The organism is Verrucomicrobiaceae bacterium, assembly GCA_016713035.1.
GTDB lineage: Bacteria > Verrucomicrobiota > Verrucomicrobiia > Verrucomicrobiales > Verrucomicrobiaceae > Prosthecobacter.
Window position 1 is genome coordinate 115,509 of sequence record JADJPW010000011.1, and the last position, 15,623, is coordinate 131,131.

Genomic DNA, 15,623 nt, shown 5'->3' on the forward strand with positions numbered 1-15,623 from the left:
CGCTGGCACTCGGCGTATCCATCTGTGCCATGACTCACAGACTTCTCACCCTCATCGCCCTCCTCACTGCCACCACGCTGCATGCAGAATTCCGGGCGGGAGCAGCCGTGATCGACATCACACCGACAAAGCTACCCGTGCTGGTCAATGGCGGCATGCTCAGCCGCTACCTCGACAAGATCAATACCCGCGTGAATGCCCGTGCCATCGTCGTGACAGATGGGAAGACCCAGATCGCCATCGTCGTGGCGGATAGCTGCATGATGGGTCGTGACGTGCTCGATGAGGCCAAAAAAATGGCCGCCGCGCAGACCGGCATCCCCGCAGACCGCATGCTCATCAGCGCCACTCACTCCCACACCGCACCCGCCTCCATGGGCTGCCTCGGCACCGATGCAGACCCAGCTTATGTGCCTTTGCTAAAAGAGAAGCTCGTCCAAGCCATCGCCGCTGCTCAGGCCGCGCTAAAACCTGCACGCATCGGCTTCGCCAAAGCAAATGCGGCTGAGTTTACCGCACTACGGCAGTGGATACGCCGTCCAGATCGACTCGCAGAGGACCCCTTCGGCAACATGAGCGTCCGTGCCAATATGCACGCAGGCCGTATCTGGGATGATGTCACCGGCGAGTCCGGCCCGGAAGACCCCGATCTCTCGCTCATCTCCATACAAACAGCAGAAGGCAAGCCGCTCGCTGTGTTGGCGAATTTTTCCATGCACTACTTCGGAGATAAAGACATCAGCGCAGACTACTTTGGCCTCTTCTCAGATGGACTCACCCAGCGCCTCGATCCCACAGGCAAAATGGTCGGCATCATGTCCCATGGATGCAGCGGAGACATCTACCGAGTCGATTACAAAGCGCCCGAGGCGCAGCGCCCGAAGCCCACCATCGACGAATTCACCAGCGGCCTGCTCGACATCGCCGTCAAAGCCCACGCTGGCATCGAATACCGCGCCGATGTGGATGTCGCGATGATGGAGCGGCGCATGACACTGAAATACCGCGTACCAGACAAGCAGCGCCTCGAATGGGCGCAGCGCATCGTCGCAGAGATGGGAGACCGCCCTTTAAAGACGCCCACAGAGGTCTATGCACGCGAGCAGATCATCCTGCACGAGCGGCAGCAGACCGAGATCGTTGTGCAGGGACTACGCATCGGCCCCATCGGCATCGCCACCACACCGAATGAAACATACGCCATCACCGGGCTGAAGATCAAAGCCGCCAGCCCGCTCCCGCACACCATGGTCATCGAGCTAGCCAATGGCGGTGATGGCTACATCCCACCGCCAGAAATGCACGCCTGGGGCGGCTACAACACCTGGGCCGCTCGCAGTGCGGGCCTAGAAGTAATGGCCGAATCCAAAATCACCGCAGCCGCCATCGAGTGCCTCGAATCTGCCAGCGGAGCCCCCCGCAAGCCCTGGCATCTCAGCGCAGGCCCCGTCACGAAAACCACCGCCGACCTCGGCCCATCTGCCTACTGGCGGCTCAATGAATTCCATGGCCCCATCGCTGCCGATTCCACCAAAAACCAGCACCACGCCACCTATGTCGGCGGCGTAGCCTATTACCTCGATGGCCCCGAAAGCGCGAAATTCTGCTCCAGCGAGATCAATCGTGCCCCGCACTTCGTGAATGGCCACCTCAGCACCCAAATGGCCGATTTGGGTGAAAACTACAGCATCTCCCTCTGGCTATGGAATGGCATGCCAGCAGACGGGCGCGACTTTTGCGGCTGGTTTTACTCCCGCGATCATCCGCACGGCCTGAGCGCATTTGGCGAGCACCTCGGCATCGGCGGCAAAAGCGGCCACACCGGCAAAATCGTGTTTCGAGCCCATGGAGCAGAACATGCGGGAAAAACAGAAATCCCACGCTGGAGCTGGCAGCACGTCGTCCTCGTACGCGAAGGCAAAAACTCCAAAATCTACCTCAACGGCAAACTCGAGCTCGAAGCGGACATCCCCGCCGTGAAAATCCCCACCTTATTCTTCGGCAGCCGCAGTGACCACCAAGACCCCTGGGAAGGCCGCCTTGATGAAATCGCCATTTTCCCACGCAGCCTCAGTGCACAGGACATCGCCAAGCTACGCTAAACGCTAGCGGATCGCGAAAGGGTGATCTTGGATCAGTTCGGTGAACTTATCACCTCTCCGATCCCGAAGGGGCACGGAGTAAGCCAGCAATAACAAATGATACATTAAACCTAGCTACTTATTAGCGTCGTCTGCGGCACAAAGGCCATCACGCAGCGCAGCCGTGTCGATTCACGCGCCACCGCGTCCGTGCTCTTCGCGTCCGCCATGTCCGGTGAAAAGGCCAGCCACAGCACTGTGAAGCCGCCCGCTGAGCCGCCGCAGCCCCCGATGCGCTCCTTGTCGATCTTCCACACGTCCGTCTGGCTCCGCACGAACTGCAACGCCCGCGCCGAATCATCCAAACAGGCCTTCACTGGCGGATCGATCTTCGCCGCCTGCGCATCCTGGATGAGCCGGTAGTTGATGGACACCACCGAGATGCCGTTTTCGAGGCATTTCGCCAGAAAGTCAGGATTTGCCTTATCCCCCGTCATCCACCCACCGCCATGTACAAAGAACAAGAGCGGTGCCGTTGCCCAATCCGACTTCGCTTGCCAGAAATCCAGCTTCTGTTTCTCATGTGGCCCGTAAGGCACGTTTGCGTGCGTGGGAGCCTGCGCATGCCCAAGGCAGAGGGGCACCAACAGAACAGCAAGGACAATGAAGACGCGGGAGATCATGCGTGTGTGGCTTCGCGTGTTCCGGCAGCCTTGGCAAGTGATCAGGAGTCACATGGCCTAGCAGCAAATAATCGGGTAAACGAAATGTTCCCTGTTAGCGGTTGCGCGGGATCGGAGAGGCAACCACGGATGGAACGGATGAAACGGATTCCACCGATGCACTGCACCGCTCAGGAATGCCCCTGCAATGGATTGTGGCCGAGCAGTTGGCTCATTTGCTTTCATTCATCGTATCTGTTCAATCCGTCGTATCAGTCCTATCCGTGGTTCACTTTCACCTCGATAATTTCCCTTCCAACCCGGCCCAGGTTCAAGACCTGGCTACTAATTACTAACTCGGAAGTGGAAGGCCCTCAAACGCGGGCGTTGCATTTGCAAAGAGGCGAAGATAGCCTACGACGCATGGAAACACTCTCCGTTCGCTGCAACCACTGCGGAGCGCCGCTGTCTGTCTCGGAAAGCACGCGCTTCGTCACCTGCCAGTTCTGCCAGAGCAATCTGGAGGTGAAGCGCACGGACTCATCCATCTTCACGGAGGAAGTCGCGAAGATCGCGGAGAACACCGGACGCATGGCGGAGAGCCTGGAGGTGATCGAATTGCAAAATGAGATCGAGCGTGTGGACCGCGAATGGTCGCAGACGGAAGCAGGTTACATGATTCACGGCAAAAACGGGCCGCAGCGGCCGAGCAGCTCGATGTTCGGGCTCGCGTTTGCGATCTTTTTTGCCTGCGTGTGCTTTGGAATGAGCTTTTTCGCCTCCCAAATGCCAGGCCCAGGCATTTTCGCCTTGGTGCCAGTCGGCATGGGTATTTTCGCGCTGGTAGCGGCGGTGATGAACATGTCCAAGGGCGCGGAACTCGAGCAGGCGCAGGAACGGCATCGCGCGCGACGCGCCGAACTGGTGGCGAAACTGCATCGCGCACGTGGAGAGGCCTGAATAAGTAGCCAGGCTAACTATTCACGCAGAGGCGGACTCAATCAGGCTCTGCCTCCACTTCGACCACCTTCTCAAGATAGGTTTGCGCCAGTTTCCACCGCAGTCTCCAAAGCTCTTTTGGCGGGCTGGTCTGATAGTCCTTCTCCCAGACCTCCACCAAGCCTTTAACAGAGAGATCGCCCGTGCCGCTTGACGAGTAGAAGCACATCAAGCCCGAATCGCGGAGGCTCCAGCTACTTCCGCTAGTGGGATCAATCTTGGGTTCTCGACCTGCGGCAACATCTCCCGTGCAGCTCATCCATGCTCCATTTGATAAGTAGCCAGGTTAAAAGTTGCATATGTTATTGCCGCTGATAACCTTGCACTATAGTCTGCATTGCCCACTTCCAACGTCTCCACCTCATGACCACCCCTTCCGCTCCCCTATCTGTCGATTCGATCCGAGAGCTGCCGCTCGAAGAGCAACTCGTGGGGGTGAATGCCAAGACCGGGCCTTATCTCCAGGCGGGGAGGTCGATGCGGCGAGTGAAGGGGTTTCAGGCGCAGACGAATTGCTTCCACATCATGTCACGCACCTACGGTGGGGCGGTGTTTTGGGATGATGTGGAGAAGGAGGCGCTGCGCAGGGTGCTTTGGAGGCTGGCGGAGTTTTGTGGGGTGCGGCTATTGACCTATTGCGTGATGGGGAACCACTTTCATGCGCTGGTGGAGGTGCCAGATCAGAAAAGGTGGGTGGAGGAGCAGTTTGGTGGGCCGCTGGGGGAGGAGCGGCTGATGCGGCACCTGCGGGTGCTGTATAGCAAGGTGTTCGTGGAGCAGTTGCAGGAGGAGTTTGCGGAACTGCGGAAGCGGGGCTCGGAGGCGGTGGTCCAGCATCGGTTGGGACTGCTCAAAAGGCGGTTTTGTGATGTGGCGGTGTTTGTGAAGGAGGTGAAGCAGCGGTTTTCGCGTTGGTATAACAAGCGGCACAAGCGGAAGGGGACGCTGTGGATGGATCGTTATCGGAGTGTGCTGGTGGAGGGGAAAGGGAACCCGCTATTGGCGATGGCGGCGTATATTGATCTGAACCCTGTGAGGAGTGGGCTGGTGAGTGATCCGAAGGATTACCGGTGGTGTGGGTATGCTGAGGCGCTGGGAGGTAATAAGGAGTGCCAGCGGGGGATATGTCGTGTGACGGGGCGGGATGCGGCGGAGACGGACTGGGTGAAGAGTGGAGCGCGGGAGGGGTATCGGCAGATGCTGTTTTCGATTGGGCGTGAGGTGAAAACGGGGGATGGGAAGGCGGTGGCGCGGCGTGGAGTGAAGCGCGAAAAGGCCGAGGAAGTTTTGGAGCAAAAGGGGAAGCTATCGCTGGGTGAGTTGGTGCGCACGAGGGTGCGGCATTTCACGGCGGGGGCGGTGATTGGCGGGAAAGACTTTGTGAATGCGTTTTTTAACGAGAATCGCTGTCTGTTTGGCCCTACTCGCCGTAGTGGGGCGCGGCGAATGCGCGAGGCGGAGGGCGACGTTCATGCGCTGCGGGATTTGCAGGGTGAATGAGGCTGGTGGCTTATTTGCTGAAGTATTTGTCGCCACGCATGACGGTGCCGTCTTTGAGGACGACGCTGAAGGTGCCGCCGTTGGAGCGGGCGAGGCGGTCCATGTCGGCAGCGGCATCGGTTTCCATCATGACGCTGGTGTGTATGATGGCTCCGCTGCCCATGCGGTGGTTTTCCTGGGTGATGATGTCGATCCAGCCCATTTCATCGACGCGTTGGCCGTCGGTCATAAAGAAGATGATGTCGGGGCGGGGATTGGCTTTGAGGGCCATGAGGATGCCGGAGCCCCAGTTGGTGCCGCCGTTGGTGGACATTTGGGCGATGTTTTTGCGGCTGTCGTTGATGTTGAAAAGCGTGGCTTGGAGGAAGGGGAAGCTGGGGATGCGGGCGCTTTTCCAGTCTTCTGGTGAGATGGGCCAACGGTATTTTTCGAAGGCGTCGCCTTTGGAGGGATCGACGATGTTGTGGGGCCAGGCGAAGTCGGAGAAGCAGAGGATTTGGTAAAAAGTGCCGGCGGGAATTTTGGCGAGGCTTTTGTCGAGCTCGCGTTTGAGTGCTTGGATGCGGCTGGTGCCGCCTTCGCCGACGGCTTCCATGGAGCCGGAGACATCGACGACGAAGACGACGCGTTTGCCGAAGGCGGTCTGGCCGAGAAAGTTGAAGGCACCGCCGCGGCCGATGCCTGCTCCGAAGCCGCCGCCTGCACCGCCGAGTCCGCCGCCGCCGAGGCCTGCGGTGATGGCTCCGACGTTGCCGAGGGCGAGTTTGTCGGTCATGTCGGAGAGGTCGATGTTGTCCATCTGCATCTCAGGGAGCTGGATGTCTGAGGCGATGGATTGGACGCTGATGCGACGGAGCGGGGGTTGTTTACGGGTCCAGGTTTGGCGCTTTTGTTTGACGCGTTGTTCGAGGGCGTTGCTGGCGGCGGCTCCGGCGGGGTTGCCGCCGGGGAGGAAGTCCACTTGCTTGTTCATCACATGGCGGACGGTGATGAAGGCTCCGATGGCGAGGAGGAGGAAATGGATGATGATGCTGGCGGCGAGGGAGTTGGCGCCGATTTTTTCTTTCCAGGTGAGCCAGAAGACGTGTTTTTTTTGTTCTTCGCTGAGTTCGGGCTCGGGGGGTGGTTTGGGGACGTCGAGTGGGTGAGTGTCTGCGGGGAGCGATTCGGGGTTTGGGGGAGGGGATTTGACCTCTGGGGGCTGAATTTGGAGCTTGGGGGGAGCTTGGATGACGATTTCGTGGTTTTCGTCGATTTCGGGCTCTGGGGCGGTTTGGGGGATTTGGGGGATTTTTTCGAGTTGGGGCTCGATTTGGGATTGGGGCGGATTTTCGTATTCTGGCTCGGGTGCGGCCTCGAGTTCAATTTCAAGCTCAGGCTCGGGTTCGTCGGGGTGGGAGGACTCGGGCTGGATGGGCTGTTGTTCTGCGATGGCGGCTTCTGCGGCGGCTTTTTGGACTTCCTTTTGCTGCTGGTGCTCGTGCCAGCGGTCGTCGCGGTCGATGAGGTCGTCATCGTCATGATCCGCCACTGTGGGTAGGGCGTGGAGGTCGATGTCCTGTTGGTGGCGGCTCATGGGGCGGCGGATTGTCGGGGAAAAGTGAGAGTGTTCAAGGCGGATGATGCACGTGAGGACGTTGCCATGCTTGGTTTCAGGGCCTAGTGTGGGAGCGCATGACTGATTCTGCCCTTTCTGATAGCCATCTCCTGATTCTCGATTCCGACGCGGACTTTCTCGCGTGGGCGGCTGGGCATTTGAAGGCTCCGGGGGTGAGTATCACGACGCATGAGCGTGCGGAGGAGACTCTGGCTTCTTATCAAAAGAGGAGGCCGGACTTAGTTTTGGCGGAGATTCGCCTTTCGGGCGGGGTGAGTGGGGTGGAGCTGCTGAAGAGACTGCGGCAGACTGATCCGCATGCGATGGTGATTTTGTTTAGCAATGCAGCGGCTACGTCACAGGTGATCGAGGCGATGCGGCATGGGGCGTATGATGTGCTGCCAAAGGAGCGCTTGCCTTATGAGTTGCGTGCGGTGGTGGAGAGTGCGCTGAGTGCGATCGAGACACGGCGGGTGACGCGTGAGCAACTGCCGGGTGCGGCGACGGAGTCGATCCAGGAGACGATTATTGGCCGCTCGGCGGCGATGCAGGAGGTGTTTAAGCTGATTGGCCGTGTGTCTCGCTCGGATGCGCCGGTGATGATTACGGCGGAGAGTGGTTGTGGGAAGGAGCTGGTGGCGCGGGCGATTCATAAGTTTAGCCCGCGGGTGCAGAAGGAGTTTGTGGCGATTAATGTGACGGCGATTCCGGATAATTTGCTGGAGAGTGAGATTTTCGGTCACGAGAAGGGTAGTTTTACGGGTGCGACGAATTTACGCGTGGGCCGTTTTGAGCAGTGTGATGGGGGGACGCTTTTTCTCGATGAGATTGGTGATATGCCACTGGCGGTGCAGAGTAAGCTGCTGCGGGTGCTGCAGGAGGGCGAGTATAGCCGTGTGGGGGGCAATCAGACGCTGAAGACGGATGTGCGGGTGCTGGCTGCGACGAATAAGAATCTGGAGGCCGAGGTGGCGAAGGGCACTTTCCGTGAGGATTTGTTTTATCGACTGAATGTGGTGCGCATCCACATCCCGCCGCTGCGGGAGCGGCGTGAGGATGTGAGGATGATGGCGGAGTTTTTCCTGCAAAAGCTCTCGGCGCGGCGGCGTGGGCCGCAGATGCGCTTTACGGATGATGCGCTGGATATGCTGGAGGCTTACGATTGGCCGGGGAATGTGCGTGAGCTGGAGAATACGATCCAGCGTGCCTGTGCACTGTGTAATAGTGACATTTTGCTGCCTTCGGATATTCCGCTGGGTAGCAAAGGCAGCCGCCATCACGGTCCTGCGAGTCAGATGACCCGCATGCGGGATGCGCTGACCACGCTGGTGCATTTGGCGGGGCAGTCTCCTGATCTGGAGCTGATGCCGTGGATCGCGCATGAGGTGGAGCGGATGGCCCGGAAGCATGCTGAGGAGCCTGCGGTGGCCCCATCTGCGCCCCAGGCGGCGGCACCAGTGAAAAAGGGCCGTAAATCAATCTAGGCGGGGGCTGCGCCAAGAGAGGAGTGATGATTTGTCGGCGCATTTTCAACGAAATGCTGCTCACGAGTGACTGAAGGTGCCGCCAACCAAAAAGTGGCTCCTCCATCATGAAATTTCTCTTCCTCGCCCTCGCCTCCATGTGCCTACTGCAATGCGCTCCAAGCAAGGTGTCGCCGAATCAGCCGCTCTCGGATAAATCCAATGGCAAAGTGCTCAATGAGCGTTTCTACGAAGTGAATGGCGTGCGCAAAGTGGAGCGCCGTATCATCGTTTCGACGACTCCGAAGCTGGAGACGAAGGTGGTCACAGAAATCCTGCCTTGAAGGTTGGATTGCACTGATGCCGAGGGTCATTTTTTGACTCGGAAGCTCGGCGGTGTGATGCCGTGTACGGCTTTGGCGATGAGTGCCTCCACTCCGGTGGCAAAGCGTGTCGGGCGGGTGTAGTAGATCATGGCTCCGCCGCCTTCGTAGCCGCCTTCTTCCCAGACGCGTTGGGAGGGGATGTAGCAGGGCACATCATTCGTGTAGGCATTCACCCAGGTGCGTGCAGGGTCGAACTCGCGTTTAAAGCGCAGGCTGTAGTCCACGACGACTTCGCCAGGTAGATTGATGACGAGTAGGTCATGGCCATATTGCCATGTCTGGACGGTGTAGGGTAGGGCAGAGGGGATTTTATCGCCTTTGGCTAGGATGGCTAGGTGCATGCGTGCGTGGCGTGCGATCCATTTGTTTTTATCGGCGGTATGGGTTTCCCATTCTTGCTGGGTGGGTGCTTTGTCATAGGGCAGAAGGATTTCACGCGTAGCGCAGGTGAGTGGGCCACTGACGGTCTGCATGGGGCGGTGGATGAGGGTGGAGAGCTCGCGGGCGATGCTGGTGCCGTGTTGCTCGGCACGGCTGGGCTGATTACGCGGATAGGGATTCTGGTCTGCGCCACAGCCGATGGCCATGAGGCAGACACTGCCGGGGAAGCGTGCCTGCATTTCCACACGGGCACTGCCAGCCCAGTCGCCGTGGATCGTGTTTGTGCTGTAAGTGGTGCAGTGGCAGGCGTAGCTGGCATGGGTGGCGATGAGGCGCTTTCCGTCGGCACTTTGCACGCGGAGCAGTGGGAGGGAGCGGTCTGTGGGGCCGTTGAAATTGGGTGCGTTTTGTAGAGTGCCATCTTTGGATCGCAGGCGGCGATTGAGGCCGAAGTAGGCTTTGCCTTCGCTGTGGTCGAGGCGTGCGGGTTCTAGTTTTTCCCATGCCTGTGTCACGGCTTGGACGATCCAGGTCGTGAGGTCTTGGGTGTAGCGATGGACGTGCTCACTGTGCTCAGAGCTGAGATCGGTGCCAAAGAGGTTGGTGAGCACGCCTTCGAGCATGGGGGCGCAATGCGTGTGCGAGGAGTGTAGAGCGAGGCGCTCATCTGCGATGTTTTTACCCGCTGCGGCAAGTCTGCGCAGCACCTCGGCACGGAGGGTGGCGGGGACGCCGCAGTTATCGACGGTGATGATGGCGGCAGGTGGCTCATCTTTCCACTGGAGCACCAGTGCGGCGGCTTGGATGCGCTGGGTGATTTTTTCATACTCCGTGGTACGGCTGCCATAGCCACTGAGGCGCACTGGGTAGTCTGGTGTGATGTCCACGGCGGCAGCGCCAGCTCGCCAGAGAGCGTTTTCTTGCCCAGGGAGTATGGTGCTGATGAAACTAAAAATCAGCAGGAGCGGGAGGAAGAGACTGCGCATGAGAACGCCATTCTGCCTGAAGTGGAGCATTTTTGGCAAGCGTGAAATACGCCGTCCCCAGAAAGGCGGGCCTCAGGCCTGGATGGTGTAACGGGTGCGGCGGCTATTGAGCCAGCGCACGCCGAACATGTCCATGGTGGCCCTCAGGGCACGGTTCCCGAAGCCGTATTTGCTGACGCCACTGACGCGTGCGCGGTGATTGACGGGCATCTCGGTGACGCGCCAGCCCATGTTGCGAATGAGGGCGGGGATGAAGCGGTGCATGCCATTAAAGAGCAGCAGCGCCTCACGGCAGTCACGGCGCATGATTTTGAGAGTGCAGCCGGTGTCACGCACGCCGTCTCCGACGAAGCGGCCACGCACGGCATTGGCGATGCGGCTTTGTAGGCGCTTGAAGGCGGTGTCCTTCCGCCGTGCGCGGTAGCCGCAGACGAGGTCCCAACCCTGCTGGAGCATGGTGAGCATGGCGGGGATGTCTGCGGGGTCGTTTTGTAGATCGCCATCGAGTGTGGCGATGATTTCGCCGCGTGCTTGGTGGATGCCGGCGTGCATGGCGGCACTCTGGCCGCTATTTTTTTCCAGACGCAGCACTCGCACGTGGGGACCGCCGGGGATGTTCTTGAGCGTGGCGTCCGTGCTGCCATCATCGACGAAGACGATTTCGTACTCACGCCCGGTTAGAGCTGCGTCGATCTGGCGCTGGAGCTCTGCCACATTGCCCTCCTCATTATAAAGAGGGACGACGATGGAGATGGCGGGATTTTCGGGCATGCGAGGGCGCTACAAATCGGGCGGTCGATAGTCGTGGCAAGAAAAGATTTTCAGCCATCGCACCTCATTGCCCGCATGCATCACGCGGGCCACGGAGAGCAGCTCCCAGCCAGCAAAATGCCTCGCCAGAGCGGTGGGCGGGGCCGCCGCCGCTGGATCATCGGTGATGAAGATGGCATCCTGGCTGCGGAAGTCACTTTTCCCGTCCCGTACGGCATCGTAGCGCGGTAAAAAGGCATACGGGTGCCCCCAGGAGCCATCTTGGAGGGCATGGACGCGTGGAGAGGCCAAAGTGGGCTGGAGCACGCCGGGGCCGGCTTTTTGGTAAAACTCTAGTGCAGCGGCGAGGAGGCCGTTTCCCGCGATAATGAAGCTCGGCGTGCCTTGGCGGCTCTGCGCCACTTTTTCCACCGCTGTGTCCAAAAGCCGCGCGGACTCACGCCAGCCGTACATGGCCGCATTCGGGTCTGAGCTGAAAAACCGCGCCCAATCCGTCTGCGCCGCCATGCGTGGGGCCAAATCCCAGCCCAGGCCGAGTGTGCGCGGCAGATCACTTCGGATGAGGAGCACGCTTTGTAGCCCGGCGAGCACGAGCGCGGTCGTGCGGAGGCTGATTTTTTGCTCCACTGGCAGCGCTCCAAAGACTGCCGCCTGATGCGCCAGCACCACCGCCGCAGGCACTAGCCACGCCGCACTACCCGTGTCCGGCCAGGCCAAGCGTGGTCCATAGAGTAGATCCAGCAGCGCCATCGGCAGCAGACAGCCCAGGGGCAGCGCCCGCATACCTGCCAGCACGAGCTGGGGTGCCACCTGCCGCGTGAGCAGCACGAGCAGCATCAGGATCAGCGGTGACGCCATCACCACCCAGCGTAGAAAATTCGGCGCTACAGCCACGACTGGCCACAGGGCCGCGTTTTCCAGCACCGGCCAGCCATTGCGCCACTGGGCAAGTAGCCAGAATGTCACCGCCGCACTCCAAAACGCCGTGATGATCCAAAATCCAGGGAATCGCAGGTGATGGCGCAGCCGCTTGGGCCATGCCAGTGCGCAGACGATGCCGAGCAGCAGTCCCAGGCCAGGCGGCGCTGTCAGTGCCGCGCCCGCTGCGCATGCACCCACGGCCCACCAGCCCCAATGCAGCGGATGCGCATGCAGCAGGGCCATCCGCAGGCATAGCAGCGCCATGGCGGTGAAGAAAAACATCAGCGTGCCCGGCGTCAGCGTAAGCGCGGCCAGATTAAAGGCGGGCAGCACATTCAGCGCCACGACAGCCCAGCCCGCCACCATCGGATCAAAGAGGCCACGGGCGAAACGCCACACCGCCAGGGATGCCAGCAGCGCCAGCAACGGCGCCGCACAGCGCACTCCGAACTCATTCATGCCGAAGACCGCCGCACCAGCCCGCGCTAGCAGTGACACGAGCACCCCGCCGCCATCCGTCCACGCAGGCCAGCCGCGCCCTGCACTCAGCGCCGCAAAGGCCTCCTGCGGCGAGAGTTCCACCGTCGGCAACAGCGCCCAGCGCCAGAGCGTGAGCAGACCGAGTCCGATGAATAGAAAGCGCTGGCGCTGCATGGTGTGTATGCCCATTGAATAGAGTCTCCACGTCGCCTGTCAAAGTGCCGCTCTTCAACTTGTCACTCTCATGAAACGCTCGCTGCTTCTCATCTCCCTACTCTCCGTCATCATCCCTGCTTCCATCCATGCGGAGGATGCCAAACCCAAGACCGCAGAGGAAATTCTCGAAATCGTTCAGCTCAGTTATGCCCTGCAAAATCATAGAATGACCGGTGCCCTGCGTGATGATGCCACAGGCCGACAAGAATCGATGGAACTCACCATGGAGAAGCGTGTGATGCGCTTCCGCTTTGCCAATCCAGGCCAGATCATCCACCTGGATATGAATCCCCGCCCCGCCGTGCTCTACGAGGTGAAAGCAGGCGGCAGCCAGGTCGTCCCGGCCTCCAAGCATGCCGACTACATCCGCGGCATGTCCCTGAACTATCTCGATCTCTCGCTGAAATTCCTCTATTGGCCGAAACCGCAGCTCCTCGGTGAAAAACGTGTCAGTTTGCAGAAATGCTGGCTCGTCCGAGTCTCCAATCCCATCGTGGAAGGCCCTATCACACCGTGGACATCTACGTCCACCAGGGCAGTGGCGGTGCCGCCAAAATGGAAGCCTCCGACCGCAATGGAAAGCTCGTGAAGCGCTTTGAGGTCACCAAGGTCCAGAAAATCAAAGGGCCCGGATGGGCCGTGGGGCCCACTGCGCTGAAGGAAATGAAGATCGAGACTTACAATCCATTCAATGGAGAGCGCAAAGGCCGCACTTACATGACGATGGATACCCCGCAGCAGAAGTGATCCTGCGGGCTGAGCTTCATCAGCTCTGTGGGCCCGCTGCCACCAGTTCCTTTTCAAGAAAGTCGATCACATCACGGAAGCGGCACTCATTTTCCGTGCTCAGGCTAGAGAGCGTCTGATGCGCATCCAGGATGTGCTGTGCCTGCTCCTCTTTGCAGCCGCTGGCTTCAGCCTCTTCGCACAGTTTTAGCGCAGTGCCTGCCTGCTCGCGCTCGGCCAACCAGAGCTTCCCTTCGGTATCGAGCTCCAGGATGTGATTGAGCCCTAGACTGGTGAGCAGTTGGACATTCCGCTGGTTCGCGTTCAGCACGCTGAAGGTGCCCTCTGCGCCAGTTTGTTTCACTTTCAGGGATACCTGCGTCAGCACCAGAAAGGTGCTGTCCATCATCGGGCAGCGCTCCAGATCGACGACGAGGTCACGCACACCTCGTGCCAGCATGCTCAGCAGCGCACTTTTGCCTGCACGCTGTTTTGGGAAGGTGCCTTTGCCATCCACTCGCACCTGAAGACCTTCCGATCATTCCGACGAGGATACGTGAGGCGGCAGCGGGCATAGTGGGGTGGGGGGTGATCGGAGAGGACAGGGATTAATTCCAGAGAAAGATTTTTGACTCACGAGTTCTCCTTTGCCGCGCAGAATGGAGACCTTCCACATCGTCACGCGGCCATTTTTTTTGGTATTCCGCACCATTTACCGCTAACTCAGTGATGTTCGCACGGCGCACATCTTCGACGACGACTTCTTTGGAGAATTTTTCAGCCAGCGTCCGCCAAGCGGTAGTCAAAGCGCACACTCCCACCGGGCCAGTGCGGTCTGGCAGAGCTTCCAGAAGATGGTGTAGTAGTGGCCGAAGCGGTTCTTGATCTGCTCCGCCGTCACCGCGCCGTAGAGAGGAAGTGCTCGCTCGAAATTCACTGCCTGCACCTGGGTCGCTGCGGGCACTCCTGCTTGGAGGTGGTACGCTTCACCTTGGTGATCTTCCCGCCAGGACCTGTGACCGAGGAGGAGCAGGCGCAAATACGAGCACGGTTAGCAACAGTGCTACAAGAGCGGAAAAGAGCAGTAAAGAGACGAAAAGGAGACATCGCACTCACCTCTGTGCGGGAGGGCAACTCGCTGTCAACGGAGCCCTTCAGCAGAGAATCGAATTCGCACTACGAGTTGTCTGGACTAGGCCGGTGATTGCGTCGGCAACTCACTGCTGCCTGGCCGATTCTTCCGCACCTTACGGATCGTCAAAGCTGCCTGTTTTGCCTGCCGCCGAGTTCGATCTTCGATTTGGTGGCGTAGGCGATGCCCGAAAAGGACTGCAAATAGGCCATGGACTTACCGTCGATGCTCACCGCATCGCATCACCGATAAGTTTCACGACGAGCAGGGTTCTACCATTTACCACGTTTCCAGCTTTGCGGGGAAGGTGGCTTGGCGTCCGGTGAGGAGTTTGGCCACTTCCACTTTCTTGGCGGGGTCTTTTTTTCATCTAGTAGATGTCATTGCGCATGTTGCCATCTTTTTCGTCAATGATGGTTGATGCCATTGAGGCGGACCTGTGCACGGCAGATCTGGCCGTAGTGGCGGCGACAGTGAGATTTCAGGTCATCGAACTCCGCGTCATCATCGTCGCTCCATCGGGAGGTGCGGCGTTCGACGATGCTGTCAGGTGAATTCGAAGGATTTCTAAGCCGTGGACGGCGGCATGGGCTTTAATGACTTTGCCATCCGGTGCAGTGCTGTCCCACCACCCGCGTCTGGTTGCCTTTGGAACCGCCGTTTCAAAAGGTGAAGGTGTCGACGCGGTGCCAGGGCTTAGCCGGTGTGGAGGCGGAAAATGCATCCTCGAGAAAGCGGTTCTTTCTTCCCACCGCGATGGGCTTGGAGGGCGCTCTGGGCAGGCGTGGTGTGTCTGCAACAACGGCGGCAGTGGTGAGAACAGAGGGTGATGATGGTGCGGCGCATGGGGTGTATGTAGTGGTGTTGAGTGGATTCAGGGGTGTGGGCGGACAGGGATCAGGCGGCGGGGCATCAAACCAGCGGCCGTGTTCTTGGAATGAATAAAGGTCGATGAGGCGCTCGACGGCTTTCCCCCTCAGAGATATTGAGCTACACTGGCGGTCTTGCCGACTGGGAGTGATCTTGCCGGGAGCTCCGCCGACGTAGCCGAAGTCTGCATCGGCCATTTCACCCCAGGGCCATTGACCCGATGCAGCCCATGGCGGCGATGCTATCCGCCTTTGAGGTGGCCCGTGGAGAGCGCGGATTTTTTTGCGTGGTGGTTTGCAGATTGAAAAGCGTGCGCCCGGCTGGGGGGCAGGCGACGTAGTCAGTCTTGAAGATGCGGACGCCGGCGGCTTGGGAGGATCTTGCCAGCTGATGCGGAAGCTCTGACCGGGTGCTTCCTCACCATTGACGATCACGGCATCGCCGATGCCGTC

At 59.5% G+C, this 15,623-nt stretch carries 14 protein-coding genes and 1 pseudogene; 7 read left to right on the forward strand and 8 right to left on the reverse strand.

Features of this window, described 5'->3' with window-relative positions; genetic code table 11:
• Positions 1 to 29 precede the first annotated feature (29 nt).
• Positions 30 to 2,102: a hypothetical protein gene (locus tag IPK32_23805; protein ID MBK8094910.1), complete on the forward strand. Its 2,073-nt coding sequence runs from the start codon at positions 30 to 32 to the stop codon at positions 2,100 to 2,102.
• Positions 2,103 to 2,212: 110 nt separating this feature from the next.
• On the opposite strand, the gene IPK32_23810 is transcribed toward IPK32_23805, so the two are convergent.
• Complete coding sequence (locus IPK32_23810) at positions 2,213 to 2,764, reverse strand: alpha/beta hydrolase fold domain-containing protein (GenBank protein MBK8094911.1); 552 nt, start codon at positions 2,762 to 2,764, stop codon at positions 2,213 to 2,215.
• A 402-nt stretch (positions 2,765 to 3,166) separates the two neighbouring features.
• Here IPK32_23810 and IPK32_23815 point away from each other — a divergent pair, with 402 nt between their 5' ends.
• Together IPK32_23815 and IPK32_23820 are read left to right on the forward strand one after the other, a co-directional pair.
• On the forward strand, positions 3,167 to 3,703 hold the full coding sequence (locus tag IPK32_23815; GenBank protein ID MBK8094912.1) for a hypothetical protein: 537 nt from the start codon (positions 3,167 to 3,169) through the stop codon (positions 3,701 to 3,703).
• A 402-nt stretch (positions 3,704 to 4,105) separates the two neighbouring features.
• Positions 4,106 to 5,242: a hypothetical protein gene (locus tag IPK32_23820; protein MBK8094913.1), complete on the forward strand. Its 1,137-nt coding sequence runs from the start codon at positions 4,106 to 4,108 to the stop codon at positions 5,240 to 5,242.
• A gap of 10 nt (positions 5,243 to 5,252) precedes the next feature.
• On the opposite strand, the gene IPK32_23825 is transcribed toward IPK32_23820, so the two are convergent.
• Positions 5,253 to 6,818 (reverse strand): hypothetical protein, encoded by a 1,566-nt coding sequence (locus IPK32_23825; protein MBK8094914.1) that lies wholly within the window; start codon positions 6,816 to 6,818, stop codon positions 5,253 to 5,255.
• 98 nt (positions 6,819 to 6,916) lie between these two features.
• On the opposite strand from IPK32_23825, the gene IPK32_23830 reads away from it, so the two are divergent.
• Both IPK32_23830 and IPK32_23835 read left to right on the forward strand, forming a co-directional pair.
• Positions 6,917 to 8,323, forward strand: coding sequence for a sigma-54-dependent Fis family transcriptional regulator (locus IPK32_23830; GenBank protein MBK8094915.1), 1,407 nt, complete (start codon positions 6,917 to 6,919; stop codon positions 8,321 to 8,323).
• A gap of 107 nt (positions 8,324 to 8,430) precedes the next feature.
• Positions 8,431 to 8,646 (forward strand): hypothetical protein, encoded by a 216-nt coding sequence (locus IPK32_23835; protein MBK8094916.1) that lies wholly within the window; start codon positions 8,431 to 8,433, stop codon positions 8,644 to 8,646.
• 26 nt (positions 8,647 to 8,672) lie between these two features.
• Here the strand turns inward: IPK32_23835 and IPK32_23840 are convergent, their stop codons facing one another.
• The 3 genes from IPK32_23840 to IPK32_23850 all read right to left on the reverse strand — a co-directional run bounded on the left by IPK32_23840 (position 8,673) and on the right by IPK32_23850 (position 12,416).
• A complete protein-coding gene (locus IPK32_23840) occupies positions 8,673 to 10,055 on the reverse strand; it encodes a neutral/alkaline non-lysosomal ceramidase N-terminal domain-containing protein (GenBank protein MBK8094917.1) in 1,383 nt (460 codons plus the stop codon).
• A gap of 72 nt (positions 10,056 to 10,127) precedes the next feature.
• Positions 10,128 to 10,826, reverse strand: a complete 699-nt coding sequence (locus tag IPK32_23845) for a glycosyltransferase family 2 protein (protein ID MBK8094918.1) — start codon at positions 10,824 to 10,826, stop codon at positions 10,128 to 10,130.
• Positions 10,827 to 10,835: 9 nt separating this feature from the next.
• A complete protein-coding gene (locus IPK32_23850; protein ID MBK8094919.1) occupies positions 10,836 to 12,416 on the reverse strand; it encodes a glycosyltransferase family 39 protein in 1,581 nt (526 codons plus the stop codon).
• Positions 12,417 to 12,471: 55 nt separating this feature from the next.
• On the opposite strand from IPK32_23850, the gene IPK32_23855 reads away from it, so the two are divergent.
• Together IPK32_23855 and IPK32_23860 are read left to right on the forward strand one after the other, a co-directional pair.
• Positions 12,472 to 13,032: a hypothetical protein gene (locus tag IPK32_23855; GenBank protein ID MBK8094920.1), complete on the forward strand. Its 561-nt coding sequence runs from the start codon at positions 12,472 to 12,474 to the stop codon at positions 13,030 to 13,032.
• Positions 12,999 to 13,190 carry a hypothetical protein gene (locus tag IPK32_23860; protein MBK8094921.1) on the forward strand — a complete coding sequence of 64 codons (192 nt, stop codon included), beginning with the start codon at positions 12,999 to 13,001 and terminating at the stop codon, positions 13,188 to 13,190. The genes IPK32_23855 and IPK32_23860 overlap by 34 nt, the downstream gene beginning before the upstream one ends.
• A 19-nt stretch (positions 13,191 to 13,209) precedes the next feature.
• On the opposite strand, the gene IPK32_23865 is transcribed toward IPK32_23860, so the two are convergent.
• The 3 genes and pseudogenes from IPK32_23865 to IPK32_23875 all read right to left on the reverse strand — a co-directional run bounded on the left by IPK32_23865 (position 13,210) and on the right by IPK32_23875 (position 15,623).
• Positions 13,210 to 13,629: a hypothetical protein gene (locus IPK32_23865; GenBank protein MBK8094922.1), complete on the reverse strand. Its 420-nt coding sequence runs from the start codon at positions 13,627 to 13,629 to the stop codon at positions 13,210 to 13,212.
• A gap of 342 nt (positions 13,630 to 13,971) precedes the next feature.
• Positions 13,972 to 14,133 carry a hypothetical protein gene (locus IPK32_23870; GenBank protein MBK8094923.1) on the reverse strand — a complete coding sequence of 54 codons (162 nt, stop codon included), beginning with the start codon at positions 14,131 to 14,133 and terminating at the stop codon, positions 13,972 to 13,974.
• 1,073 nt (positions 14,134 to 15,206) lie between these two features.
• A pseudogene (locus tag IPK32_23875) lies at positions 15,207 to 15,623 on the reverse strand (flavodoxin-dependent (E)-4-hydroxy-3-methylbut-2-enyl-diphosphate synthase).